This window comes from Agrobacterium sp. LMR679, from assembly GCF_027157905.1.
Taxonomy (GTDB): domain Bacteria; phylum Pseudomonadota; class Alphaproteobacteria; order Rhizobiales; family Rhizobiaceae; genus Agrobacterium; species Agrobacterium leguminum.
In genome coordinates this window covers 1,353,225-1,379,369 of record NZ_JAPVOJ010000001.1, presented here as the reverse complement: position 1 = coordinate 1,379,369, position 26,145 = coordinate 1,353,225, and the positions used below count along the sequence as shown (strand labels likewise).

Below are 26,145 nucleotides of genomic sequence, written 5' to 3'. Positions count from 1 at the left end.
TGTCGTGGAAGCTCACGCCGCCGAGCGGGCATTGGCGATGACGCCGACGAGATCGTTGACGATCTGCTCCACCTTCGCGCTGTCGTCGCCCTCCGCCATGACGCGGATCAGCGGCTCCGTACCCGAGGGGCGGATGACAAGGCGGCCATTATTGGCCAATGCGCTTTCCGCATCCGCAATCGCCTGCTGCACGACAGGGTTTTCCAGCGGCTTGCCGCCGGAAATACGGACATTCTTCAAAAGCTGCGGCACCGGCTCGAACTTGCGGCAGACTTCGCTGACCGTGAGGCCGGAGCGCTTGACCTTGGCGAGAACCTGCAAGGCCGCAACAAGGCCATCGCCCGTCGTGCCATAATCCGACAGCACGATATGGCCGGACTGCTCGCCGCCAACGTTGAAATTGTGGTTACGCATATGCTCAACGACATAGCGGTCGCCCACCTTGGTGCGGGCAAGGGTAAGGCCCTTGTCGCCCAGGAAGCGTTCCAGCCCGAGATTCGACATGACGGTCGCCACGATACCGCCGCCGCGCAGCGTGTTGTCGGCAGCCCAGCTATCGGCGATGACGGCCATCAGCTGGTCGCCATCGACGATCTCGCCGCGCTCGTCAACGATGATGACGCGGTCCGCATCGCCATCGAGCGCGATGCCGATATCGGCCCGTACTTCATGCACCTTCTTCTGCAGCGCTTCCGGGTGGGTGGAGCCGCATTCCAGATTGATGTTGATGCCGTTCGGCTCATTGCCGATGGTGACGACTTCCGCGCCGAGTTCCCAGAGCGCAGCAGGCGCCACCTTGTACGCCGCGCCATTGGCGCAGTCGATGGCGATCCGCAGTCCGCTCAGCGTCACATCGCGCGGCAGGGTGCGCTTGACGAATTCGATATAACGATAGATGTCGCCATCCACGCGCTTGGCGCGGCCGATCTCGCTCGGCTTGGCCAGCTGCGCATAGATATCCTTGTCGAGAAGGTCCTCGATCTCCAGTTCCAGCTCGTCGGAAAGCTTGTAACCATCCGGTCCGAAAAGCTTGATGCCGTTATCGGAGAAGGGGTTGTGCGAGGCTGAGATCATCACACCGATATCGGCGCGCAGCGAGCGGGTCAGCATGGCGACGGCGGGCGTCGGAATGGGGCCGAGCAGGAAGACATCGAGACCGGCGGCGGTGAAGCCGGCGACCAGCGCGTTTTCCAGCATATAACCGGAAAGACGCGTATCCTTACCAATGACCACGCGATGGCGATGATGGCCACGGCGGAAGATCGTCCCGACCGCAATGCCCACACGCATCGCCAGATCAGGCGTCATGGGAAATACGTTCGATTGTCCGCGGATACCATCGGTTCCGAAATAACGGCGTGCCATTTGAACTCCAAATCTTTTCCAGCATTCCGGCAAAGGTGAAAACAGCCGGAAGCGTTTTTGGCTAGATGCCACAAACCACGATAAACAGCACGTAAATTAGCGCAAAAATGGCTTATATCTTGTTACCAAAATGAAAAGGCCACCCGGAAACCCGGATGGCCTTTTACAATTCTTAGCTTGCGCGAACGATCAATGCGGCTGCGGCTCCATGCCGCCTTCGGCCTCGCCGTCGCCCTTTGCTTCGCGTCACCCTTTACTTCACTGGGGCCGTCCTTCTTGGTGCCTGCCTTCGGCACTGCCGAACCACGGCTGCCCGGAGAATCGTCACCCAGGTCGCGGGCCGGCTTCTCGCCCTTCAGCAGGGCTTTGATCTCGTCGCCCGTCAGGGTTTCGTATTCGAGAAGACCTTCGGCAATCGCAACGAAACCATCGTGGTTTTCCGTCAGGATGCGGCGCGCCTCGCCATAAGCCTCGTCGATCAGGCGGCGAACTTCCGTGTCGATGGTCTGGGCCGTCGCCTCGGAAACATTCTTCGACTGCGAGACGGAATGGCCGAGGAAGACTTCCTGCTGGTTTTCACCATAGGACACCTGGCCGAGAGCATCGGAGAAGCCCCATTGCGTGACCATGGCACGGGCAAGCTTGGTGGCCTGCTCGATATCCGAAGAGGCGCCGGAGGTGATGTTTTCCTTGCCGAAGGTCAGTTCCTCGGCAACGCGGCCACCCATCATGATGACGAGGCGCGACACCATCCACTTGTAGCTCATGGAGTAGCGGTCGCCTTCCGGCAGCTGCATGACCATGCCGAGCGCGCGGCCGCGCGGAATGATCGTCGCCTTGTGCAACGGATCGGCCACGGCAACCTTCAGCGCGGTGATGGCGTGTCCGGCTTCGTGATAGGCGGTCAGCTTCTTTTCGGCCTCGGTCATGGCGGAGGAGCGGCGTTCCGCACCCATCATGATCTTGTCCTTGGCGTCTTCGAATTCCTGCATGGTGACGACGCGCTTGTTGCGGCGGGCAGCCATCAGGGCGGCTTCGTTGACGAGGTTCATCAGGTCCGCACCCGAGAAACCGGGGGTACCACGGGCCAGAACCTTGAGGTCGACATTCGGCGCCAGCGGCACGTTGCGGATATGCACTTTGAGGATGCGCTCGCGGCCGACAATATCCGGGTTCGGCACGACGACCTGACGGTCGAAACGGCCGGGACGCAGAAGTGCAGGGTCGAGAACGTCGGGACGGTTGGTGGCGGCGATGAGGATGATGCCCTCATTCGCCTCGAAACCGTCCATCTCGACCAGCAGCTGGTTCAGCGTCTGCTCGCGCTCGTCGTTACCGCCGCCAAGACCGGCGCCGCGATGGCGGCCGACGGCGTCGATTTCGTCGATGAAGATGATGCAGGGTGCGTTCTTCTTGGCCTGCTCGAACATGTCACGCACACGGCTTGCGCCGACGCCGACGAACATTTCCACGAAATCCGAACCGGAAATCGTGAAGAAGGGTACATTGGCCTCGCCCGCGACGGAACGCGCCAGAAGCGTCTTACCCGTACCGGGCGGGCCGACGAGCAGCACGCCACGCGGAATTTTGCCGCCGAGGCGCTGGAACTTCTGCGGATCGCGCAGGAATTCGACGATTTCCTCGAGGTCCTGCTTGGCTTCGTCCACGCCTGCAACGTCATCGAACGTCACGCGGCCATGGGCTTCCGTCAAAAGCTTGGCCTTGGATTTGCCAAAGCCCATCGCACCACGCGAGCCGCCCTGCATCTGCCGCATGAAGAACAGCCAGACGCCGAGAATGAGGAACATCGGCAGAAGCGTGCCGAGATAACTCAGGAAACCGGAGGAACCGTCGCTTTCGGGACGCGCCACGATGGTGACGTTCTTGCTCTGCAAGCGCTCCATCAGGCTGTCGTCGATGACGGGGGAATAGGTCTGAAAGGCCGTGCCGTTTTCGGTGTAGGTTCCGAGAACCCGGTTACCGGTGACGGTCACGTCGCGAACTCGCCCGGAATCCACGTCGCGAAGAAACTGGGAATACGGAATTTCCCGCGAACCCGTTTGCGTCGGCGACGTCTGGAACATGCTGAACAACGCGATCAGCAAGAGGGCAATCACGGCCCACAAGGCGAAATTTCTGAAATTTGGGTTCATCGAACTCCCCGAACTCACACGGGCATATCTGCTGCCCGCTCTTACGTGCCCCTAACATAAGGACGACATCTGCCGTTGCCAAGGCAAAGCGCATTATCTGATGCGTTTTGGTGTAAAAACTATTCCAAGGCAATTCACGAAAAAGAGGCCGGATTTAAACCGGGGGCTGTGGATATGCCGTCCGCCCGAATAAATTGGCGATTGCATTCGCCAACTCAAGGTCGAAACGCGACAGGAACAGATCGAAAGGTGCGAGCCTCGGCGTGATGGTGACGGCCTCCGCCCTCGAATCCGGCTCATCGGCCGCTGCGGCAATTTGCGGCAGCCCCGCCATCGCCTGTTTCGCCACCCCGGCCGGTACTGACGGAAAAAGCGCGGCCGCTTTCGCAGCATCGCTGGCCCTGCGCGCTTTGACGTGCACTGGAAAAGCCGATCCGTTCTTCACGAGGAAACGATCGTCCCACAGCCCCCGGTCATTTGCGCCAATGTGAAGCTCCGGCAGGTTTCGCTGCTCGCGGAACATATAGAGCCCGTCCCGCCGGCGATCGAGCAGGACGCGACCGACCGTCAGTCGCCCGTTTTCAGCCGCTTTAAGAAACCGCAGAACGCGTTCCATGCTGCTTGCAGCTGGAAAATATGCCCTTCCGCCAAGGGTGGCGATCAGCGCCGCCAGCCCATGCCCGAACTCGGGAAGATCGGGATTGACGCCATCGCCGGCCAATCTGGCGAGCGCAGCATGGAAAACCTGTGTGTGACCGCGCAGGAAAGCCGCCGTTGTTTCGGAAAGCGCCTGTCTTTTGAGAGAGGTTTCCGCATCGATCCGGACGGGAGAGACGGGAAGCGCCTGCCGCACACGCACTCTCTCATATCGGGTGTTTTCATTGCTTGGATCCTCAAACCAGCCGCGGGAGCGGGAGGACACATAGTCACGGATCGCCTGCCTCTCACACGTCAGGAACGGCCGCATGATCCAGTGGCGGCCATCGTATAAGACCGCATCCGCCATGCCGGAGAGACCGAGATTGTCAGAGCCGCCGCTGCGGGCGGCGCGCATCGCCACGGTTTCGCGTTGGTCGCCGACAGTATGTCCCGTCACGACAAGATCGGCGCCGGTCTCACGGGCGACATCGGTAATCAGGCGGTAGCGGGCAAGTCGGGAGGCTTCGGAAAGGCCGGAGGCCGGTTTGACGCCGTCCCATCGGCGGGTAACGTGGGTGATGCCGAGTTCGGCGCAGAGCGCCGCCACCTTGCGCGCCTCATCGGCGGATTCCGCTCTCAGCGCATGGTCCACGGTGACGGCGGAAAGGCGCAAGCCGTCCCGATCCATCTCCGCCATTGCCTCATGCACGGCCAGCAACAGACCGGTGGAATCACTGCCTCCGGAGATTGCGACGAGGATATGGACGGGTGTATGGAGATTTTTGACAAAAGACCTTGCCGCCGCAAGCGGCGCAACAGTCTTTTCGTTCAGAATGCGGGCATCAACCGGCATGGAAATACCCGCGATCGCAGGGAAAAATCAGCAGCTCAGCCGCTTCTGTTCGCTGGCAACCTTGCTCAGCACGGTCTTGGAAGCATTGGGATAACGCTTCGGCACCTCGCGCAGCGTGGCGCAGGCGGTTTCGGTATTGTCGAGAGCGGCAAGCGACATGCCGAGCTTCATCAGCATTTCCGGCGCCTTCGGAGATTTGCCATAGGCCTGATGGCCGTTCAGGAAGGTTTTTGCGGCCTCATTGAACTTGCCCTGGGAATATTGCGCCTCGCCCAGCCAGAAGCTCGCATCCGCGGCCTTCGTGCCCTTGGGATAACCCTGCAGATATTGCTGGAACCCCTGTTCCGCCAGCTTGTAGTCACCGGAAAGAACATGGCCGTAAGCGGCCTGATAAATATCGCCTTCGCTGGTCAGCGCCGCAGTATTGACCGGATCGGTCTTGCGGGTGCCGTTACCGGTGGTGACGCCCGGAAGGCTGCCGGAGGAATTATTAGCGCCCTGATTCAACGTGCCGCCAACCGGCATTCCCTTGGAATCGAGCTCGATGGAGCCGAGCGTCGTCTCTCCCGGTGCGCCTGCCGGGGCGGTGGAGGGAGCAGACGGAGAAACGGAAGCGCCACCCTCGGGTGGCGTTTCGATGATCGTTGCAACGTCGTCGGTCGGCGGTGAGGCCGGATTGACCGGACTGGCTTCCGCCTTCTTTTTCGGCGCAGCGGTCGGGCTTGCACCCTTGCCGCCGGCATTTCCGCTCTCCAGTTCCTGGAAGCGGAACTCATTGTCTTCCTGCGCCTTGCGGATCGTTTCCTGCATCTGCAGAAGCTGGAAGCTCATTTCCTCGATACGGCCGTTGAGCTGCCGGATCTGTTCTTCAAGCTGCTGAACCCGATAGGCTTCATTGGCCTGAACCCGGACGACCGGGGGCTGCTGCTGAGAGTTGATCGTGCCGAAGCTACCCCCCGCACCGAACAGCGGACCCGAAACGGCGATGCCGCTCAAGCCGGTGCAGGCTGCAAGCCCCAGCATTCCCGCCACGACAAGTTTCTTCATCTCATTCGTCCTGCCTTAACTGATTTGCACCGGAATGGCGCAAGCCGGATTTTTTCCATATCAACCGAAAAAGCAACTTAACTTCGGCCAAACTATGAAAAAAACAAAAGGCGGCCCAAAGACCGCCTTTCATTCAAGATCACAATAACGTCAGGCAATCACATGCCCGCGCCACCGAGAACCGTCACGGCGCGGCGGTTCTGCGACCAGCAGGAGATGTCGTCGCAAACGGCGACCGGCTTTTCCTTGCCGTAGGAGATCGTCTTCATGCGGTTTGCCGGAACACCCTGGGAAGCCAGGAAGTCGCGGGTTGCAGCCGCACGACGGGCGCCGAGCGCCAGGTTGTATTCGCGCGTGCCGCGTTCGTCGGCATGGCCTTCAACGGTGATGGCGTAGTTCGGATAACGGGCGAGCCACTGAGCCTGGCGCTGCAGGGTCTGCTGGGCGTCGGCGCGGATCGAGGTGGAGTCGGTGTCGAAGAAGATACGGTCGCCGACATTGACCGTGAAGTCCTGCTGGGAGCCCGGCGTTGCGGAGCCCGCGCCACCAAGGCCAAGTTCACCGGCGCTGTTCGGCATGTTCTTCTTGTTCGCGCAACCTGCGAGGGCGAGCGCGAGCGTCATGGCGATGACAGCCGGGTTACGGGCCAGTTTCTGCATGGGGCTGAGTGCCGAAATGTGTGTACGGCTCATCGCCGGTCTCTCCTTAGGATTTCAATAACGTTGCCGGACACTAACTGATCGCGGTTAATAGCCGGCAAACGCTTATGGTTAACAGAAAGGAAATGTCCCATTTTTTTGCTCCCTCACAACAGTTTGCGGCAAGAAAGAGGCGCACTTCCCCATGGCATCAAGTAAAACATGACGGCGCCGGTTCATGCCGGCGCCGTCATGGCAGTCATATCAGTCCAGAAGCGGCGACCATGCCGGATCCGAAGCGAAAGTCGGCGTCTTGATGAGCTGTTCGTTGTAGCCCGTCAGGTCGATCGAATAGAGCTGCGGACCGCCTGCACCGGCGTTCTGACGGAAGAACATCAGCACGCGGCCGTTCGGCGCCCAGGTCGGGCCTTCATTGTGGAAACCGCTGGTCAGGATGCGCTCGCCCGAACCGTCGGTCTTCATCACGCCGATCGAGAACTTGCCGCCCGACTGCTTGGTAAAGGCGATCAGATCGCCGCGCGGCGACCAGACCGGCGTGGAATAGGAACCATCCCCGAAGGAAACGCGCTGCTGGCCGGAACCATCGGCATTCATGACGTAGATCTGCTGGCGGCCGCCACGGTCGCTTTCGAAGGCGACGCGCTGCCCATCCGGCGAATAGGACGGCGCCGTATCGATCGCCGACGTGTTCGTCAGCCGCGTCGTGGTGCGAGAGCGCAGGTCCATGGTATAGATATTGGCGTTGCCATCCTGCTGCAGACTCATGATGACCTTCTGGCCATCCGGAGAGAAGCGCGGCGAGAACGTCATACCGGGGAAATTACCGACAACTTCGCGCTGCCCGGTTTCCAGCTGCAGCAGATAAACGCGCGGCTGCTGGCCTTCGAAGGACATGTAGGTCACTTCCTGACGGTTCGGCGAGAAACGCGGCGTCAGGACGATGTCGTTCGAGTTGGTGAGGTTACGGACGTTGAAGCCATCCTGGTCCATGATCGACAGCTGGCGCTTGCGGGCCGTCTTCGGGCCGCTTTCAGAGACGAAAACGACGCGGGTGTCGAAGTAGCCCTTTTCACCGGTGATGCGCTCATAGATGGCGTCGGCGATGATGTGGGCGACGCGACGCCAGTTTTCAGGCTGGGTAAAGAACTGCTGGCCAGTCATCTGCTGATTGGCGAACGTATCCCACAGGCGGAATTCGGCGCGCAGGCGGCCATCGCTTTCACGCGTGACACGGCCGGTCACGAGCGCCTGTGCGTTGATGACCTTCCAGTCCTCGAAACGCGGCTGCTGATCCGGATTGCTGATCTTTTCGATAAAGGCGTTCTTGTTGACCGGCGCAAAAAGGCCGGAACGCTGCAGGTCGGCGGCAATGACCGCGGAAACCTGCGCGCCGATGCCGTCGCTCGACATGAAGTCGGTGATGGCGATGGGCAGCGGCTCGACATTGCCCTTGTTGATGTTGATTTCCACCCGCGCAAAAGCCGGTGCGGAGAAAACCGACATGAGGGCCGCGACAGCGAGCACCAGCCGGATCGGCGAAAATATCTTCATGTTGCCAGGCCTTTCAGCATTCATAGCAATTCACTGGGATCGAAGTTCACGACAACTTCGTTCCATGCGTCATATTTGTCGGCAGGAAGGTTGGTGAACGGAGCAGAACGCATGATGGCGCGATAGGCTCCGCCGGAAAGAGCACGGCGCGTCCCTTCGGAACCGCCGGTCGCCTCGATCTCGGGCCGACCGATGATGGTTCCATCACGGTCGAGCTTCATGGTGACCCGGACGCGAACGTCCGAGGCATCCGCCATGCCGGGAATGATCTGCCAGTTCTTCTGGATCGCGCCACGCAGCGCATCCATTTCCGTCTGGCTGAGCGTCGAACCGCCCGTCGTCTTCTTGCCGCCAAGCGAAGCCTGCTGGGTGGAGCGCTTGGCGCCGCCGCCCGAAGGCGCCTGCTTGTTCAAAAGCGCGGCGATATCGTCAGCGTTAAAATCGCTTTCCTTCGAGGAGGCCGATTTCGCAGTCTCCTGCTTCTTCTCGCCGGGCTTCTTGTCGGAAGGCTTGTCGGTGGACTTCGCCTGATCGGGCTTGGTCTCGGCCGGTTTTTCCGCGGGTTTCTGCTCGGCAGGCTTGGTCTCGGCCTGCTTCGGCTCTTCCGGCTTCGGCGGCTCGGGACGGGAATTCGGACGCGGCACGTTCTGCGGCACCGGGATTTCGGCCGGTTCCTGCTGCGCGGGCGGCGGCTCCTCGGCCTTGGTTTCCTGCGGCGGCGGCTCCGTCTTCGGCTGCGGCGCGATCTCGGGCTTGGTCTGCGGCAAGGCCGCCATTTCCTGCGGCTTCGGAGCCGAGGTTTCTTCCTTGACGATTTCCTTTACCTCGTTCGCCTTGGTGTCGACGACGGGTTGCGGCTTTTCCTGCTTTGGCGGGGCAGCAGCGCTGATATTGTCGTTAGGCTTGGTGGTCGGCGTCGGCGGCGCGTCAAGATCGACCGTGTTGTTGCCGACATTCTGGGCGTTCTCGACAATATCCGGACGCGTGGTCGGAACGGGGGCCGACTTCTCTGCTTTCGGCGCGTTCTTGTCGCCCTGCTGGATCTGGCTCAGCTCCTCGATGGGCACCAGTTCCACCGGCAGGGCCTCGGCCTGCGAAACGTCAAGCGGCTCCGGCGAGCCCAGGGATACGAGGGCGAAAGCCAGAAGCGACGCATGCACGATCGCGGATGTGGTAAGGCTGCCCTTCATCGTTTTACGTCAATTGTCCTGTTTCTGCTGGGTCACAAGGCCGATATTCTTGAAGCCCGCCGCCTGAATACGCGCCATCACATCGGCAACGACGCCGTAAGCGGCAACGGAATCCGCGCGCACGAAGATGCGCTCGTTATAACCTGTCGTGGCGATCGCCTGCAGCTTGTCGGCCACTTCGGCCGCCTGAATTTCCGTTTCCTGCAAATGGATCTGGCCATTGGCATTGACGGAAATGGTGATCGGCTGCGTGTCCGAGTTCAGCGCATTGGCGGATGTCTGCGGCAGATCGATCGGAACGCCGACCGTCATCATCGGCGCTGCCACCATGAAGATGATGAGCAGCACGAGCATGACGTCGACCAGCGGCGTCACGTTGATCTCGCTGATCGCGCCGCCCCTGCGTCGTCCGCCGCGCCCCCGGCGTCCACCGGAACCGCCGCCGCTACCACCTGCTGACATACCCATATCATTTACTCCATTTTGCCTTGCGGCAAATTACTGCACAGCATGCGGCCGCTTACTGGGCGGCCTGCCGCGTCTGAAGTTTTTCATCGATCTGGCGCGACAGGATCGCGGAGAACTCGTCGGCGAAACCTTCCATGCGGGCGGAAAGCTTGTGCGCGTCGGCCGTGAACTTGTTGTAGGCGATAACCGCGGGAATAGCCGCGACAAGGCCGATGGCCGTCGCCAGAAGCGCTTCGGCGATACCCGGCGCCACGACCGCAAGGTTGGTCGACTTCGAACCGGCAATCGCTTGGAACGAGGTCATGATACCCACAACCGTACCGAAGAGACCGATGAAGGGACCGGCCGAACCGATGGTGGCGAGCGAACCGAGGCGCGCCTCGTACTGTTCGCTTTCACGCGCCATGGTCACGTCCATCGCCCGGTCGATACGCATCTGCAGCCCGATGGGCGAACGTGCGCCGCGCTCGAAGGATTTCTTCCATTCGCGCATGGCGGAAACGAAAATCGCCGCAAGACCGCCGTTCTGGCGTTCCGCCAGCGTGCGATAAAGCTCTTCGAGCGACTGACCCGACCAGAAGACCTGTTCGAACTGGTCGAACTGGCGTCTTGCCTTGCCGAAGCTCACATATTTGTCAAAGACGATCGCCCACGTCCAGACCGAGGCGGCGATAAGTCCGATCATCACGAGCTTCACGATGAGGCCCGCCTGCATAAACAGTGCCCAGAGACTTACATCGTGCGTCGCCGCTGCCAAACCTGCCTGTTCCATAAATATCCAATCCCCAGATCCAAACGCCCGGTACGGGACCGGGCGATTCAAACGCGTGTTAACGCTCGAAGTCCTGCGGCAACAGCCGCCAACCCCTTAGCCATACCCCGATACTTGCCAGTAAGCCTTACTTGCCAATAAATTTGGTGAAAGGAAGGCGTGCGCCGCACAAATGCCAGTTGCTAAAGTAAGACACCATTATGGTTAAAGGAGTGTTACAGCCGGGCCACGCGGGATGGATTTACTGGATGCGGTCGCCAATTACTTCAGGAATTTTTCCGCCACGGTCTCCGGAAGACGCCTCGGGCGACCATTGGCATTGATGACGGCGATGATGACCTTGGCGGCGACCAGCAGCGTTTCGCCACGCCGGATTTCCTGACTGAGCACCATTTTCGCGCCACCGGCCTTCTCGGTGATGGTGGTGATCGTCAAGACGTCATCCATCCGCGCCGGGCTTTTGAAATCGATCTCCATGCGATGAACGACGAAGACCAGACCTTCTTCGTCAGCGGTCAGAAGCGCGCTCTGTTCGCAGCCGAGGCAACGCAGATAATCGGTGCGTCCGCGCTCGAGAAAATGCAGATAGCGGGCGTGATAAACGAGGCCGGAGAAATCCGTATCCTCGTAGTAGACACGCTGCGTCAGGCGGTGGCCATGTTCGATAAGCTCACCCGAAAGCGAAACCACAAGCTCGCTCATACTATCTCCTTGGGAATTTCGACTGCACCGGGACGTCCTTCGCGGACGATAAGATGCTCATGCCGTTGCGGCAGCGCCTGGATACGCTCCGCGATGAAACGGGGCCTCAGATCGCTCTTCAGAAGTGCTGAAGGCTGCGCGGGCAGCCAGCGGAACTCCACCTCGACGCCATCCAGCACCCGATGCACGATATCGCTTTCATGGAACGGCAGAGGCTGGTGAAGCGAAACGAGATAATAAAATCCCAGCTCATGCGCCGCAAAATCGTCATAGGCGAAAAAACTCTCGGCCGACCAGAGAAGACGCTCGACCGAACAATCCCGGTCAAGCTCCTCGCCGATCTCGCGGATGATGGTTTCCTGCGAGCTTTCGCCGATTTCGGCACGCCCACCGGGCAAGGCCCAGTAGCTGTCCTTCGCGCCGCGCTGGACGAGAACATGACCGTTCTGAAAGATCAGTGCCGCCACGCGCATGCTGAAAAGCTGCGGTTTCCGGTCCAGCCGGATCATGTGGCGTTCGGGGGCAGAGGTCATTTATCGTCCAGATCGCCGTCATGCCAGACGAGGTGTCTGGTGGCCTTCGGCAGGTGCTCTATTTCGTCGGCGATGAAATAGGGCGGAATATCAAGCTCCGTCAATGCCTGACGGGTTGCGGCGACCCAGCGGAACTCTAGTTCGTTGTCGCCGTCCTGAACGCGGTGAATGATATCGGTCGGATGAAAGGCCAGCGTCTCCGGCAGGTCCATCAGGTAATAAAATCCGAGTTCGTGCCAGTCCTTGCCCTCGTAGTGGAAGAAATTTTCGACTGCCCAGAGAAGCCGCCCGATCTTGGCCTCGACGCCAAGCTCTTCCACCATTTCGCGCGCCAGCGTTTCTTCGGAGCGTTCGCCCATTTCGGCGCGGCCGCCCGGAAAGGTCCAGAATTTTTCATGCGACGCCCGATGCACCAGCACGTGGCCATCGCGAAACGCCAGTCCCGCCACCCGCATCTGGAAAATGCGCTTCGGCTTGAACTTCATGCGGATGCGGGTGTCCTGCTTGGTATCGTGTGTCATGGCGCTGACCTGCGGGCTGGAAACATCAAATCGTTTTCCGTCCACCCTAGCGCATCCATCTCTTCTTTTCTCGCCTTTGCGTCATCTCCCACAATGAATTCATCCAGTTGCGGCGGCTTGACAACGGTGCCGGACAACATGGCATGCGCCTGCCCCCGATGATGCGTCTGGTGCTGGAAGAGATGGGACAGAATATCGTCACAGCGATCCTGCTGAATACGGGCACCGCGGTGGATATTGACATTAGCCGCAAGGCCGTCTTCATCGAGACTGTCGACAAATGCGATCAGCACCTCGTCCAATTCCGTCTGGGCGACACGCAGATCCGCCATGGTGGCGAAAGGCTCATCTTCGGCAAAGGCCGCAAGACCGAGCGTGCCGCCCTGCAGGGCATCGATATAAAACCGGTCGACGGTGTAGATGTGGTTCAGCGTCGCGCGCAGCGTTGGAAAAAAACTGACGCGGGAAGCCACAAACGCTTCCTGCGAAAGCTGAAGACAGGCCCGATGCAGCCGAAAATTGGCCAGCCGGTTATTGCGCGCGAGTTTGCGGAAGACCCGCAGCGGATCGTAAGACATGAAGGCTCCTCCATTGCCGCCGAAGGACGGCGTCGTTCAATCGACGCGCTCAAGCTCCGATCTGCTTTTCAGAGCCCTGGCGCCGTCTTCCTGCTCGATCAGATAGACAGGCTCCTGCCTGCTCGCTTTCCGCTTTATTCTGGAGCCGGCGATGGTGCGTTCGACATCATCCGTGAAAGTCTCGACGATTTTACCTTCACCGGTGCCACCGCCCCAGCTCCACCGGACCTTCGTGCCCTTGCGATACACCGGCATGATCATCTCCGTGCCAAAGACGATCAAATGCCGGCACGCCGGGCTTGTTCCCTCAATCCTCCTCCAGCGTCAGCCGGAACTGCGCCGCCTCGAGATCCTTGGGCGGCTGCATGCCCAGATGTTTCCAGGCCGTGCCGGTCAGAATGCGGCCACGTGGCGTGCGCTGGATGAAACCCTGCTGGATCATATAGGGTTCGATAATATCCTCGATGGCGTCGCGCGGCTCCGAAAGGCCGGCGGCGATGGTTTCGATGCCAACCGGGCCTCCGCCGAAATTGACGGCGATCATGGTGAGATACCGCATGTCGAGCTGGTCGAGACCCATTTTGTCGACCAGAAGCCGGGTCAAAGCCTCATCGGCGATCTCGCGGGTAACGGCTTCCGCCCGCGCCACCTCGGCGAAATCGCGCACCCGGCGCAATAGCCGTCCGGCGATACGCGGCGTACCGCGCGCGCGCCTTGCCACCTCGCGTGCCCCCTCGTCGGTCATGTTCAGCCCCATCAGCCGCGCGCCGCGCCGAACGATCAATTCCAGTTCGTCGACAGTGTAGAAAGCCAACCGGACGGGAATGCCGAAACGGTCGCGCAGCGGCGTCGTCAAAAGCCCCAGACGGGTCGTCGCGGCGACAAGGGTGAATTTGGAAAGATCGATCTTCACCGAACGGGCCGCCGGTCCTTCGCCGATGATGAGGTCGAGCTGGAAATCCTCCATTGCCGGATAGAGAATTTCTTCCACCGCCGGGTTGAGACGGTGGATTTCATCGATGAAGAGTACGTCGCGCTCCTCGAGATTGGTCAGAAGCGCTGCAAGATCGCCCGCCTTGGCGATGACGGGGCCGGAGGTGGATTTGAAGTTGACGCCAAGCTCCTTGGCCATGATCTGCGCCAGCGTGGTCTTGCCGAGACCGGGCGGGCCGACGAACAACACGTGATCCAGCGCTTCGCCACGGTTCTTGGCCGCCTCGATAAATACCTTGAGATTGGCGCGGGCCTCCGCCTGGCCGGTAAAATCGTCCAGCGATTGCGGGCGCAGGGTGGTGTCGATGTCCTCACCGCGCTTGTCCGCCGAAATCAGTCTGTCCGCATCGCTCATTCAGGGCATTCCATTGTTCTAAACGAATTCATGAGGTGGTCTTCGCCGCTATATCATGACTGTCACGCCAAGGCGCTTCACGAAATTCAACATCGCGCCCGAACACCATGTGTACCGCGCCCGGCCTACCGCGAAAGCTCTTTCAGCCCGAGCCGGATCAGCTTGGCGCTGTCGCCGCCCTCCCCGCCGTTCTTCAGCGCGGCGGCAACCGCATTGGCGGCCTGGTCACGCGAATAGCCGAGATTGGTGAGCGCGGAAACGGCATCCGCTACCGGCGCGGATGCGACACCTTCGCCAAGCTCCTGCTTGAGGCCGATCGAGGCGGAGGCCTCTCCTGCGAAGGCCGGCGCCTTGTTGCGAAGCTCGGTCACAAGACGCACCGCCACCTTCGGCCCGACGCCCGGCGCGCGTGAGATCATCGTTTTGTCCTGTAACGCAATGGCATTGGCCAGTTCGGAGGGCGACAGCGTGGAAAGAACGGCCAAGGCCACTTTCGAGCCCACGCCCTGCACGCTCTGCAAAAGATTGAACCATTCCCGCTCCAGCGCGGAGAGAAAGCCGAAGAGCTTCAGCTGGTCTTCACGCACATAGGTTTCGATGAACAGCACCACCGCCTCCCCGACGGAGCCGATTTTCGACAGCGTGCGCGCCGAACAATAGGCGACGTAACAGACGCCGTGCACATCCACCAGCACATAGTCCGCGCCGATTTCCTCGATGCTGCCCTTCAGTTTTCCGATCATGATGCCGCCCGCTGCAATGAGACTCTAAATATTCAACCGGCCGCCAGCAGTCGCCGCATCCTGTCACCGCCGCGATTGTGGGCGTGGCAGATTGCGATGGCGAGCGCGTCCGCCGCATCGTTACCCTTGAATTCAGCCTTCGGCATCAGGATTTTCAGCATCATGTGAATTTGCTGCTTTTCGCCGTGCCCTACACCGATCACGGCCTTCTTGACCGCGTTCGGCGCATATTCGAAGACCGGCAATCCCGCGCGTGCCGGAACCAGCATGGCGATGCCGCGTGCCTGACCGAGTTTCAGGGTCGCAACCGCATCCTTGTTCACGAAAGTCTGCTCCACCGCCGCTTCATCGGGCTGATGGCTGTGCACGATATCCGCCAGCCCGTCATGCAGCTGGCAGAGCCGGGAGGCCAGATCCATATCACCGTCCGACGTCACCGTGCCGGAGGCGACAAACCGCAGGCTGTTGCCCAGGGTGTCGATCACCCCCCAGCCGGTGCGCCTTAATCCGGGGTCAATGCCGATGATTCAGATCGTCTTTTGCATGAGGCACCTTATCTTTCCGGCTGCGACCCTGCCAGCGATAAGTGAACAAAACGACAACATTCATCAAATTTGCAATGCAGCATTTACCTCTGCTTAAACCGCGTACCGCATTGTTCCCTCACAAAAACAAAAAAGGGGAGCTGCGGACATGATGATCCACAGCATAATATTTGAGCCATATCAGCTATCCGGTGGCGCCACATGCTTGGCGCGGGAACTGATCCGGCATTGGGGGCTGCATCGGCCATGCTGAACCGTTTTCATTCCATATCCACCAAAGTGCTGGCGATTTTCCTGGCGCTGATGGCGATCTCGACCGGGGCTCTGACGCTTCTCGGCTATCAAAGCAGCAGCGGCGTTCTCGAAGAACAGGCGTCGAAATCCATGGAGAGCATTCTCGTCTTTCGCGGCGACATGCTTCAGGAGCGTCTTGAGCAGCTGAAAACCCAGGCGGATTCCATTGCCAAGATCGAATCCCTGCAAATGGCTGTCGTCTCCATGCGCAGCGGCTGGGCGACCGTGCAGAAGAATTCCGGTGATGCGAAGGCGGAACTGCAGCGCGTCTTCGTCAAGGAAAACCCCTTTGGCGAAAAGGAAAAGCTGATCAAGCCGGAAAGCCCGAGCGGCTTTTATTATTCCACCCACGAAAAGACCCAGACGGATATTGGCGGTTATCTGCAGGGAACGCCGTTCAGCGACGTTCTCTTCATCGATCCCGCAGGCACGGTCTATTACTCTTACCTGAAAGGATCGGCTTTCGGGGAAACCGTCGCAGGCGGCGCCTGGGCGGAAAGCGGCCTCGGCGCGGCCTTCGCACGCGGCGCTGCGAACGCCGAAAAGGCCGTGAACGACGTGGCGCAGACCAGCTTCTCCGGCCTGCGCATCGATGCCGCCACGAAAGAAGCCGGCATTTATTTCGGCGTTCCAGTCGTCAAGTTCGGCGCGTTCAAGGGCATCGTCCTCTTCCGGGTCAAGGAAGAGGTCTTCAGCCAGATCCTCACGAAGGGTGTGACGGCCGGCAGTTCCGAACAGTCGGCAATCGTTTCCGCCGATGGCAAGGTTATCGGCGTGGAGGGCAACAGGCTGGTCGGCCTCGATCCGGCAATCTATGGTTTCCATGGACAAGCGCTGAATACGACGGGCATGACGATTGCCAAGATCGACCGCGCCGATGGCGAGGCCAATGCCTATGCCCGCCCCTTCTCCTTTGCCGGGGAAAAATATCTCGCGGTGGAAAGCATGCTGCGCAGCGAATTGAATGCGGGCTCGGTTTCGATTGCCGGCACGCTTGCCGTGATTGGCCTTTGCGTTCTGGCGGCCATGTGCGCGGCCACGGCCTTTTCGCGCGGCGTCTCTTTGCACCGCTGGAAAAGCTTGCCGGGCTGACCGGCGAAGTGGCCGCAGGCCGTCTCGATGCGGAGATCGGCAATCAGGACCGAAAGGACGAGATCGGCCGCATGGCGCAGGCGCTCGGCAGTTTCCGCGAAAAGCTCATCCTGCAGCGTGACATGGAAGAAACCGCATCGCGCACGCGGGAGGAAGCCGAAACGGCCCGCCGCGCGCATCTTGCGGAACGGGAGGCCGAGGCCGGCACCCTGCAGATGGTCGTGCATTCCCTGGATGAAGGTCTGGACCGGCTGGCGAACGGCAATCTCGCCTATCGTATCGAAACCGTCTTCCCCGACGATCTCGAAAGCCTGCGTCATAACTTCAACACGGCGCTTTCCCGGCTCAGCGAAACCATGCAGGCCATCGGCGGCAACTCCGCCGCAGTTCGTGGCGGTTCCGAGGAAATGCGGGTGGGCGCCGACCAGCTCGCCGAACGCACCGAGCGGCAGGCAGCCTCAATCACCGAAACGGCAAGCGCCATCAAGGCGATCACGGAGGCCGTCCGCGACCAGATCGAACGCGCCGAACAGGCAACGCGGATCGCCCGCGACGCCAGCGCGGAGGCCACGGCATCCAGCCGCGTCATGGAGCAGACCATCGCCGCCATGGAGGCAATCCAGACCTCGTCGCGCCAGATCAACCAGATCATCGGCGTCATCGATGAAATCGCCTTCCAGACCAACCTTCTCGCCCTCAATGCCGGCGTGGAGGCAGCCCGTGCGGGCGAAGCCGGCAAGGGCTTTGCGGTCGTGGCGCAGGAGGTGCGCGAACTGGCGCAGCGTTCGGCAGCGGCCGCAAAGGAGATCACCAGCCTGCTGAAACGTTCCACCGACGAGGTTTCCGCCGGCGTGGCGCTGGTGGAAAAAGCCGGCACGTCGCTCTCCGGCATCGGCAAGCACGTGCAGACCATCAGCGCGCGCATCGAGGAGATCATGGACTCCACCCGCGAGGAAGCGCACACGCTCTCGGAAATCAACAGCACCGTCGCCAGCCTCGACACCATGACCCAGCAGAATGCCGCCATGGTGGAAGAAACGACGGGCGCCATTCACAATCTCGCCTCCGAAGCGGGTGAAATGGATGGCAGGCTTGGACAATTCGCGCTGGCTTCCGACCGGGATGCAGCAGGTCGTCGCGACGCCCGACAAATTCGGCGGGCAGGCTGAGAAAGAAATGGGCCTCTTCGGAGGCCCCAATTTTTTTGAACCATCCTTCAATTCTGCGCGACTTCACTGGTAAATCGGGACACGCGCCTTACATCCGCAGCAAAGATTTAAATTTCGCAGGAGCGTCGGATGATCCCCTTTTCCATTCTCGACCTTTCGCCCATCGGCGAAGGCGAGAGCGTCAGCGAGGCGCTTGAAAATTCCCGCCGAATGGCGATCAAGGCCGAAGAACACGGCTATAACCGCATCTGGCTGGCGGAGCACCACGGCATGCCGGGCATTGCCAGTGCAGCAACATCTCTCGTCATCGCCCATGTGGGCGCGGCCACGAAACATATTCGCGTCGGCTCCGGCGGCATCATGTTGCCCAACCACTCCCCGCTCGTCATCGCCGAGCAGTTCGGCACGCTTGCGGCGCTGCTTCCCGGCCGTGTCGATCTCGGTCTCGGCCGTGCGCCCGGAACCGACATGCGCACGGCACGGGCGCTGCGCCGCAATCTCGATGCCGGCGCGGAAAACTTCCCGCATGATATTGTCGAACTCCAGCGTTACCTCGGCCCGCCGCAGCAGGATCAGGCTATTCTCGCTGTGCCGGGCATGAATTCCAACGTGCCGATCTGGCTGCTCGGCTCCAGCACCTATAGCGCGCATCTCGCCGCAGCCCTCGGCCTGCCCTATTCCTTCGCCTCGCATTTCGCGCCTGACATGCTGATGGAAGCGATCCATATCTATCGCGAGCGCTTCCAGCCCTCAGAAGTGCTGGACAAGCCCTATGTGATGGTGGGTGTGATGGGCGTCGGCGCCGATACGGACGAGGAGGCGCAGCATCTCTTCACCTCCTCGCAGCAGCAATTCGTCAACCTGCGCCGCAACGTGCGCACGCAGTTTCCGAAGCCGGTGCACAGCATGGACGATTACTGGAACGAGATGGAGCGTTTTTCTGTCGAACACACGCTGCGTTTTGCAGCCGTCGGCTCGCCTGAGACGATCCAGCGCCATCTCGACGGTTTCCTGGCGGAAACGCAGGCGGATGAGCTGATCGTTTCCATGCCGATCCATGACATCGAAAAGCGGCTGCGATCCGTGGAGATTTTTGCCGACGTGCGGACCTCCATAAAGAAGGCCGCCTAAACAAAAAGCCCCGGAGCGGATCGCTACCGGGGCTTTTTTTTGAAACATGAGACGTCAGGCGGAAAGCTTGGCGAGAATTTCTTCGGACACTTCGAAGTTGGAATAGACGTTCTGTACGTCGTCATCGTCTTCGAGATTGTCGATGAGCTTCATCAGCGACTGTGCCTTTTCTTCATCCACCGGCACCGTGTTCTGCGGCTTCCAGATGGCCTTGACGCTTTCGGCTTCGCCCAGCACGCCTTCCAGCGCCTTGGAAACCTCGTTCATCGCTTCGAAACCGCAGATGATGGTGTGACCATCTTCGGAAGATTCGACGTCGTCGGCACCGGCCTCGATGGCGGCTTCCATGACCTTGTCGGCATCGCCGACTTCAGCCTTGTAGGAGATTTCGCCAACCCGGTCGAAGGAGAAGGAGACCGAGCCGGTTTCGCCGAGAGCGCCGCCAGCCTTGGTGAAGATGGAGCGAACGTTGGAGGCGGTGCGGTTACGGTTGTCGGTCAGGGCCTCGACGATGACGGCGACGCCGCCCGGGCCGTAACCCTCGTAGCGGACTTCGTCATAGTTTTCGCCATCCGCACCGGAGGCCTTCTTGATCGCGCGCTCGATATTGTCCTTCGGCATGGACTGGGCCTTGGCGTTCTGGATTGCCAGACGCAGGCGCGGGTTCATGTTCGGGTCGGGCATGCCCGTCTTTGCCGCAACGGTGATTTCGCGCGCAAGCTTGGAAAACATTTTGGACCGTACGGAGTCCTGCTTGCCCTTGCGGTGCATGATGTTCTTGAACTGTGAATGACCAGCCATGGAAAACCTGATTATCGTAATTTGGAGATTGCGGGCCTTATAAGTGCGATAGCCGCGCCATTCAACCCCGCAAGCGCTTTCTCTTGCCGCAACAACGGAAGGAACTGATTTATCCGCTCTTCGTTCTGATCATGAACGCGGCGGAACAGGGCATTTTTCCTCCGTCGCAGCATGACACCCGAAGGAGAAAACATATGGTCAGCCTGACTGAAGCACGAGAAGCACCGGCCCGCCAGCTCTGGGACGAGATCAATTCCGTCCATGCCGGCATGCTCGGTCTCGAAGGACTGCACAACCACATGCAGCCCATGGCGCCTCATGCTGACCCCAAGACCAACACCATCTGGTTTTTCTCCAAAAAAGACACCGATCTGGTGAAATCGCTGAAATCCGGCTCCCGGGCGCATTTCTGCGTGGTGGGCAAGGATCACGACTACCACGCCTGCCTTTCAGGCATCCTCGAAGCCCGCGACGACAAAACCAAGATCGACGAATATTGGAACTCCGTCACGGCGGCATGGTACGAGCACGGCAAAAGCGACCCGCAACTGACCATGCTGGCGTTGCATGTCGACGATGCCGATATCTGGGCTTCGACGGACAGCACGCTGAAATTCGGCTGGGAAATCGCCAAGGCGAACATGTCGGATGACAAGACGCCTGACGTCGGCGTCCGCCAGCACCTCACCTTTGCCTGATAAACCACTCCCCCCGGCCTTCTCCGCCCGTCGCCATGCTACATGCCTTTCGGCACCAGTATCTGCGGCTGGCGGGGAAGGTTCCTCATCGAAACCCGGATCACCGGATCGGCCGCATAGGCAATTCGGAAACTTTCGCCGAACATCGTCAGAAACTGCTCCAGCGGCGGGCCGGTGCGGTGCATCGGCAGGATAAGCGCGGAGCGCAGGCGCTTGACCACCCGGCTCATGCTGTCGGCCCCCATGGTCAGACCGCCATCCACCGGCACCATCAGCACATCCAGACGACCAATTTCGGCATAATGTGTATCCGTCAACTCATGATGCAGATGCCCGAGATGGCCGATGCACAGCCCGGCAACCTCGAAGATGAAGATGGAATTGCCGTTCTCCTGGAAGGATTCGTAATCGCCCCAGCGGTTGCGGATGTCGGTTGCGACATTGCGGATATAGACATCGCCCACCAGAACCTTGTGCTCGGCCTTTTCTCCCGGCGTATCGCTCCAGCCGTGCAGCACATATTGAATGGCCGGGTCCGGACTGAGGGTAAAATGCGTCGAATGCGCCCGGTTCATTGTCACGACAGTCGGCGTGACGGGCGGACGATAGACGCCGTTATAATCGGTGGCGATGGTCACACCGCCGGGGCTTTCGATGAGATAGGTGGAATGGCCGATGAAGCTGATCTTCACCTCTTCCTTTGCCGTCGCCTGCGCCAGCTGAACACCCGGCGGACTGAAGCTCGCGAACATGACGCCCGGAATATTGCTGGCGATCGCCTGGCACTGACTGACGGGAGGACGGCTCGCCGTCTGGGAGAAGGCCGCTCCCGAACAGGCGATCAGCCCCGTTATTGCAAGCATTAGCACGCGCAGCATCATGCCACTCCCCTGAACTTGCGAAGCTGAGAGGATGGGACAGGTTTTGGCGAGCGTCCAGTTACAAGAGCAACGGAAGGCTCACACTCTCGTCATTGTGAACGCTTCAGGGGAAGATTAAACCCAGAAGGACGGCAGGGTTTCCGAAAGCCGCGGCCCGATGCGCAGCGGCGCAATCTTTTCCGCAAGTCCGGTTCGGTCGGAAATCTCAACGCCGACACCGCAGATCGTCGCAGGTCCGCTGGCAGCCTCGAAACGGCCCTTCGGCATTTTGGAAATGAAGCGGTTGATCGGCTCTTCCTTCTCCATGCCAAGCGAGCTGTCATAATCGCCGCACATGCCGGCATCCGACATGTAAGCGGTTCCGCCATTCAATATCTGGGCATCGGCGGTCGGAACATGGGTGTGGGTACCGACAACGAAACTAGCGCGCCCATCGACGAAATGGCCGAAACACTGTTTTTCGCTGGTCGCTTCCGCATGGAAATCGAAAATAATGGCGTCGGCCTGTTCCTTCAGCGGGCAGGCGGCAAGAATGTTTTCCGCCGACTTGAAGGGGTCGTCCAGTTCCGGATGCATGAAGACCCGGCCCATGATGTTGGCAACCAATATGCGCGCGCCGTTGCGAGCGTAAAAAATGCCCGAGCCCTTGCCCGGCGTACCATCCGGATAGTTGGCGGGCCGCAGGAACTGGTCGTGGCGCTCACAGAAGGAAACCGCTTCCTTCTGGTCCCAGACATGGTTGCCGGTCGTCACCACATCGGCGCCGGCATTGATGGTCTCAAGATAGATATCCTCGGTGATACCGAAACCGCCGGCAGCGTTTTCACCGTTCACGATGACGAAATCCAGCTTCAGGTCGGAAATCAGCCCCGGCAATCGTTCCCAGACAGCCGTGCGTCCGGTCTTGCCAACCATATCTCCGAGAAAAAGAAGCCTCATTCACCCGCCCCGATCTTGCGCATGTTTCTATATTTCGTCCCCTCTAGTGCATTTCCAGGAAAAGTGGAACCCGGTTTTCCGTCCGGAAATGCGACGAAACAAAGAGTTAGAGGGTCTTCGCCATTCAAAGAAAAATGGAGCCCCTCTAGCGGGTAATCCATCCTTTAAAAAGTGCTAAAGCGCCTTTTGCCCACTATCGGAGATCAACAACGGAGCGGAAAACCAGCGCAGGCCGCTTTCCGTCAGAATGGCGTGAAGCGACACATCATGCGGCTCCGCCGGTACGGACGGCACTTCCTGGCAATCGAAGGCGACGCCGATGAGCACAGGCTGACGGCCCCTGGCGTGCAACCGCGCAATGGCGCGGTCATAATGGCCCGCGCCATAACCGACCCGCTGCCCTTTGCCATCGAAAACGGAGAGAGGCACGAGCAGAATATCCGGATCGAGAACCTCCGCATCCTCACCCGGGCCGGTCGTGCCGAAGCCGGTCTTCACCAGCGGCGTATCCGTTTCAAAGGCGCGGAAGACAATGGTTTCACGATCCAGCACAACGGGCAGGACGAGACGCCCGCCCCTTGTCCGCAACGCTTCCATCAGCGGCCGGGTATCTGCCTCGGAGCGGATCGGCATGAAGCCGGAAACTACGGTGCCCGGTGCAAAGGGGATGCCGGAGGCGCCATGGGCCATGATGGACTGGCTCTTCTGCTGGCGCTCCGCCAGTGTCAGCGCATCGCGCGCGGCGAGCCTTTCGCCGCGCAGCCTTGCTTTTTCGGCAACGTCACCGGGCATCAGGCGGCCCGGCTCACGAGAACCTTGTCGATGCGGTGGCCGTCGAGATCGATGACCTCAAAACGCCAGCCATTGCGAGTGACATGTTCGCCCAGTTCCGGCAGGCGGCGGAACTCGTCCAGAACCAGACCGGCAACGGTTTCGAACTCAGCATCCTCGTCGATCTGGAAACCCATGCGATAAGCGAACTCATCGGCGGGCATCCAGCCGGCGACGAGGAACGAACCGTCCTCGCGCTCGACCATGGCCGGCTCCTCGTCATCATCTTCCTGGAACGCGCCGGTGATGGCTTCCAGCACGTCGCCGGAACTGATGATACCTTCGAAATGACCGTATTCGTCGTAGACCAGCACCATATGCACGGTGGAGCGGCGCAGCGACTGGATGACGTCCACCGCACTCGTCAGATCCGACACGACCGGGACTTCCCGCAGAAGCTCGCGAATGTTGAGTTCCTTGCCGGAAGCCAGCGCATCGAAAGCGTCCTTGGCGAAAAGCACGCCGAGAATTTCATCCGAGGCGCCGTTGCGCACCGGCAGGCGCGAACGCTGCGTCTGGCGAAGCTGCTCACGAATTTCTTCCGCGCTGTCTTCGATATCGACCACTTCCACATCGCGACGCGGTGTCATCAGGCCGCGCGCATTGCGGTCGGCAAGGCGCATGACGCTGGTGATCATCGCCGATTCCTCGGTCTCGATCACACCGGCGCTGTGAGCTTCGGCCAGAACCGTGCGGATTTCATCGTCGGTGACCGAAGCGTTGGATTCACCGCTATGGCCGAGAAGCGCCAGAACGGCCTTGCCCGACCGGTCGAGCAGCCACACCAGCGGCGCGCCGACCTTGGACAGCAGCATCATGGTGGGGGCGACGCGGGCAGCGACCTTTTCGGGATCGCGCAGCGCAATCTGCTTGGGCACCAGTTCGCCGACGATCAGCGACAGATAGGTGATGGCGACGACCACCGAGCCGACGCCGAGCGCATCGGCGGCACGGTCGGGAACACCCTGCTCCAGAAGCCACGCCGTGAAGCGCGCGCCGAGCGTGGCGCCGGAAAAAGCGCCGGAAAGGACGCCGACCAGCGTGATGCCGATCTGCACCGTGGAAAGAAAGCGTCCGGGATTTTCGGAAAGGCTGAGCGCCAGTGTGGCGCCCTTGCTGCCTTGTGTGGCAAGCACCTTGAGCCTCGCCGGTCTGGAGGAGACAACGGCAAGCTCGGACATGGCAAGCACACCGTTCAATACGGTGAGCAGGACCACGATCATAATTTCAGTAAACAAGTTTAGCTCTTTGGGCTGTTGAACGGCACGTCGCGGTTTTGACCGCAGCGCCCTTTTTTAAAGGGCATGACAGACATACCAATCCGGATAATAGGGAATTGTTCCGCCATTGCAATGACGGCAATATAAAAAAGCCGTGTCCGGCAGTTATGAAAAATGACTGTCGAATATATCAAGGGTACAGGGAAGCCCCGGGGGTTGATCCGAAACTTCAAGCGCGATCCACGGCGACCGATGGAGATTTACGATCCTGGGCGCCTACAAAAGTAGGTGGGCACCGTGTGTCCAGCCCCACGGGACTGGCCAGGGACAGCTCCCTTTGGATCGAGTATGGCCCCAGGGATTGTGGTTCCTGTCGGGAAGCGCAGAACGCATCCAAGATATAGGACGGATCGGAGAAAATCGCCAGAGGGCAGCGCGCGAAATTTTGCCGCCTCAGAACCCTTCACGCGGTCAATGCGCGGCGGGCTTCGGCCGCGCCAGCAGTTTTTCGGTAATCCCGTTCAGGCGGTCGGCCAGATCGCCGATGGCGAGCGCCACCATCTCGTCCGATTTCGCCCGGTGCTCGGCCATGCCGTCGCGGTTGCGGGAAAGGGATGCGACCTCCCCTTCCAGCTTCTCGATCTTGCGATTGAGTTCGGAAAGCTCGTCCATCACCATGATGCCCGCCATGACGGTCAGGCGAAGATCGCCGATTTCACCGAACTGGCTCTTGAGGTGCCCGACATACCGGTCGAACCTCGTTGCGAGATCGGTTAGATGGTCTTCCTGCCCCGCCTCGCATGCCATGCGATAGGCCTTGCCGTCGATCATAACTGTGACTTGCGCCATGAGCCCGCTCCTATCGATCCAGCACCGCGCGGATCGTCTCCATCGCCGTCACCAGCCGGCGGGAAACCTCGCGATTGACTTCTTCAAGACGATTGGCGCGAAACTCGGCCTGATCCAGCTCATGCGCGAGCCTTGCGCGGTCGACATGGACCCGCTTGACCTCATTATCGATCTCGCCCGTCTCCCTTTGCCGCTCGATACGCATATCGATGGCATTTTCGAGATTTGTGATGGCAGCATTCAGCTCCGTCAGCGCAGATTGTACGGTCTTGTCAGCCGACATCGTTTTTTCCAACTCGCACGCCACCGGCCGAATCGTCCGGTTTCAGGCCTTTTCAACAATCACGAGGTTATTACCCGATTTACCATCCCGTCAATCAAACCAGTGCATTGAGACGTTTTGCTCTGTGGATGAACGAAGAGGCGGCAGCGCCCATCGCACGGATTTTGTCAGGATGCCCGATTTTCTAAACGATTTTTTCTCCCTCAGCGAACCGCAAACGCCCGTGGATTTATTGACTTGCCGGCCTCACCTGCTATGGATCAACCCGCTTTTTGGATAGTTGCGTAAAA

The 26,145-nt window shown here is 60.1% G+C and carries 25 protein-coding genes, 1 other RNA gene and 2 pseudogenes; 3 read left to right on the top strand and 25 right to left on the bottom strand.

Features of this window, described 5'->3' with window-relative positions; translation table 11 throughout:
* Positions 1-12: 12 nt before the first annotated feature.
* The 17 genes and pseudogenes from glmM to ruvC all read right to left on the bottom strand — a co-directional run bounded on the left by glmM (position 13) and on the right by ruvC (position 15,649).
* Positions 13-1,365, bottom strand: coding sequence for a phosphoglucosamine mutase (glmM, locus tag O3W47_RS06345; RefSeq protein ID WP_003523248.1), 1,353 nt, complete (start codon positions 1,363-1,365; stop codon positions 13-15).
* A gap of 189 nt (positions 1,366-1,554) precedes the next feature.
* Positions 1,555-3,518: pseudogene (gene ftsH / locus O3W47_RS06340) on the bottom strand (ATP-dependent zinc metalloprotease FtsH).
* 154 nt (positions 3,519-3,672) lie between these two features.
* Entirely contained in the window at positions 3,673-5,010 is a 1,338-nt protein-coding gene (tilS, locus tag O3W47_RS06335; protein ID WP_269313251.1) for a tRNA lysidine(34) synthetase TilS, read from the bottom strand.
* Between the two features lie 27 nt (positions 5,011-5,037).
* Positions 5,038-6,057 carry a tol-pal system protein YbgF gene (gene ybgF / locus O3W47_RS06330; protein ID WP_269313250.1) on the bottom strand — a complete coding sequence of 340 codons (1,020 nt, stop codon included), beginning with the start codon at positions 6,055-6,057 and terminating at the stop codon, positions 5,038-5,040.
* Positions 6,058-6,215: 158 nt separating this feature from the next.
* Positions 6,216-6,749, bottom strand: coding sequence for a peptidoglycan-associated lipoprotein Pal (gene pal / locus O3W47_RS06325; protein WP_003506243.1), 534 nt, complete (start codon positions 6,747-6,749; stop codon positions 6,216-6,218).
* 210 nt (positions 6,750-6,959) lie between these two features.
* On the bottom strand, positions 6,960-8,267 hold the full coding sequence (tolB, locus tag O3W47_RS06320; protein ID WP_003523242.1) for a Tol-Pal system beta propeller repeat protein TolB: 1,308 nt from the start codon (positions 8,265-8,267) through the stop codon (positions 6,960-6,962).
* Positions 8,268-8,287: 20 nt separating this feature from the next.
* Positions 8,288-9,457 carry a cell envelope integrity protein TolA gene (locus O3W47_RS06315; protein WP_003523241.1) on the bottom strand — a complete coding sequence of 390 codons (1,170 nt, stop codon included), beginning with the start codon at positions 9,455-9,457 and terminating at the stop codon, positions 8,288-8,290.
* A 9-nt stretch (positions 9,458-9,466) separates the two neighbouring features.
* The gene (gene tolR / locus O3W47_RS06310; protein ID WP_003523240.1) at positions 9,467-9,925 is read right to left on the bottom strand and encodes a protein TolR; all 459 of its coding nucleotides are present in this window, start codon (positions 9,923-9,925) and stop codon (positions 9,467-9,469) included.
* 52 nt (positions 9,926-9,977) lie between these two features.
* Positions 9,978-10,697: a protein TolQ gene (gene tolQ / locus O3W47_RS06305; RefSeq protein WP_003523238.1), complete on the bottom strand. Its 720-nt coding sequence runs from the start codon at positions 10,695-10,697 to the stop codon at positions 9,978-9,980.
* 261 nt (positions 10,698-10,958) lie between these two features.
* On the bottom strand, positions 10,959-11,399 hold the full coding sequence (gene ybgC / locus O3W47_RS06300) for a tol-pal system-associated acyl-CoA thioesterase (RefSeq protein ID WP_127755575.1): 441 nt from the start codon (positions 11,397-11,399) through the stop codon (positions 10,959-10,961).
* Entirely contained in the window at positions 11,396-11,932 is a 537-nt protein-coding gene (locus O3W47_RS06295) for an NUDIX hydrolase (protein ID WP_269313249.1), read from the bottom strand. Before O3W47_RS06295 ends, ybgC begins: the two co-directional genes overlap by 4 nt.
* Complete coding sequence (locus O3W47_RS06290) at positions 11,929-12,453, bottom strand: NUDIX hydrolase (protein WP_080819505.1); 525 nt, start codon at positions 12,451-12,453, stop codon at positions 11,929-11,931. Before O3W47_RS06290 ends, O3W47_RS06295 begins: the two co-directional genes overlap by 4 nt.
* On the bottom strand, positions 12,450-13,031 hold the full coding sequence (locus tag O3W47_RS06285) for a DinB family protein (RefSeq protein ID WP_269313248.1): 582 nt from the start codon (positions 13,029-13,031) through the stop codon (positions 12,450-12,452). The genes O3W47_RS06290 and O3W47_RS06285 overlap by 4 nt, the downstream gene beginning before the upstream one ends.
* A gap of 36 nt (positions 13,032-13,067) precedes the next feature.
* The gene (locus O3W47_RS06280) at positions 13,068-13,286 is read right to left on the bottom strand and encodes a DUF2945 domain-containing protein (RefSeq protein ID WP_137453646.1); all 219 of its coding nucleotides are present in this window, start codon (positions 13,284-13,286) and stop codon (positions 13,068-13,070) included.
* A gap of 52 nt (positions 13,287-13,338) precedes the next feature.
* Positions 13,339-14,379, bottom strand: a complete 1,041-nt coding sequence (gene ruvB, locus O3W47_RS06275; RefSeq protein ID WP_031234297.1) for a Holliday junction branch migration DNA helicase RuvB — start codon at positions 14,377-14,379, stop codon at positions 13,339-13,341.
* Between the two features lie 125 nt (positions 14,380-14,504).
* Positions 14,505-15,122: a Holliday junction branch migration protein RuvA gene (gene ruvA, locus O3W47_RS06270; RefSeq protein ID WP_003523218.1), complete on the bottom strand. Its 618-nt coding sequence runs from the start codon at positions 15,120-15,122 to the stop codon at positions 14,505-14,507.
* 32 nt (positions 15,123-15,154) lie between these two features.
* The gene (ruvC, locus tag O3W47_RS06265) at positions 15,155-15,649 is read right to left on the bottom strand and encodes a crossover junction endodeoxyribonuclease RuvC (protein ID WP_269313719.1); all 495 of its coding nucleotides are present in this window, start codon (positions 15,647-15,649) and stop codon (positions 15,155-15,157) included.
* A 264-nt stretch (positions 15,650-15,913) separates the two neighbouring features.
* Between ruvC and O3W47_RS06260 the strand changes: the two are divergent.
* Both O3W47_RS06260 and O3W47_RS06255 read left to right on the top strand, forming a co-directional pair.
* Positions 15,914-18,222, top strand: a pseudogene (locus tag O3W47_RS06260) (methyl-accepting chemotaxis protein).
* Between the two features lie 129 nt (positions 18,223-18,351).
* Positions 18,352-19,353 carry an LLM class flavin-dependent oxidoreductase gene (locus O3W47_RS06255; RefSeq protein WP_080819508.1) on the top strand — a complete coding sequence of 334 codons (1,002 nt, stop codon included), beginning with the start codon at positions 18,352-18,354 and terminating at the stop codon, positions 19,351-19,353.
* Positions 19,354-19,407: 54 nt separating this feature from the next.
* Here the strand turns inward: O3W47_RS06255 and O3W47_RS06250 are convergent, their stop codons facing one another.
* Positions 19,408-20,154, bottom strand: coding sequence for a YebC/PmpR family DNA-binding transcriptional regulator (locus O3W47_RS06250; protein WP_003523214.1), 747 nt, complete (start codon positions 20,152-20,154; stop codon positions 19,408-19,410).
* 194 nt (positions 20,155-20,348) lie between these two features.
* On the opposite strand from O3W47_RS06250, the gene O3W47_RS06245 reads away from it, so the two are divergent.
* Positions 20,349-20,852 (top strand): pyridoxamine 5'-phosphate oxidase family protein, encoded by a 504-nt coding sequence (locus O3W47_RS06245; RefSeq protein WP_031234299.1) that lies wholly within the window; start codon positions 20,349-20,351, stop codon positions 20,850-20,852.
* A 38-nt stretch (positions 20,853-20,890) separates the two neighbouring features.
* On the opposite strand, the gene O3W47_RS06240 is transcribed toward O3W47_RS06245, so the two are convergent.
* The 7 genes from O3W47_RS06240 to O3W47_RS06210 form a co-directional block, all read right to left on the bottom strand.
* Positions 20,891-21,733, bottom strand: a complete 843-nt coding sequence (locus tag O3W47_RS06240; RefSeq protein ID WP_269313247.1) for an MBL fold metallo-hydrolase — start codon at positions 21,731-21,733, stop codon at positions 20,891-20,893.
* Positions 21,734-21,847: 114 nt separating this feature from the next.
* Entirely contained in the window at positions 21,848-22,672 is an 825-nt protein-coding gene (locus tag O3W47_RS06235; RefSeq protein ID WP_003523211.1) for a TIGR00282 family metallophosphoesterase, read from the bottom strand.
* 174 nt (positions 22,673-22,846) lie between these two features.
* Positions 22,847-23,464: a 5-formyltetrahydrofolate cyclo-ligase gene (locus tag O3W47_RS06230; protein WP_269313246.1), complete on the bottom strand. Its 618-nt coding sequence runs from the start codon at positions 23,462-23,464 to the stop codon at positions 22,847-22,849.
* Entirely contained in the window at positions 23,464-24,726 is a 1,263-nt protein-coding gene (locus tag O3W47_RS06225) for a hemolysin family protein (RefSeq protein ID WP_003523208.1), read from the bottom strand. The genes O3W47_RS06230 and O3W47_RS06225 overlap by 1 nt, the downstream gene beginning before the upstream one ends.
* 230 nt (positions 24,727-24,956) lie before the next feature.
* Positions 24,957-25,115, bottom strand: a non-coding RNA gene (ssrS, locus tag O3W47_RS06220) — 6S RNA.
* Between the two features lie 79 nt (positions 25,116-25,194).
* Positions 25,195-25,572, bottom strand: coding sequence for a cell division protein ZapA (locus O3W47_RS06215; RefSeq protein WP_003523207.1), 378 nt, complete (start codon positions 25,570-25,572; stop codon positions 25,195-25,197).
* Positions 25,573-25,582: 10 nt separating this feature from the next.
* Positions 25,583-25,855 (bottom strand): DUF4164 domain-containing protein, encoded by a 273-nt coding sequence (locus tag O3W47_RS06210; protein ID WP_035263131.1) that lies wholly within the window; start codon positions 25,853-25,855, stop codon positions 25,583-25,585.
* Positions 25,856-26,145 lie beyond the last annotated feature (290 nt).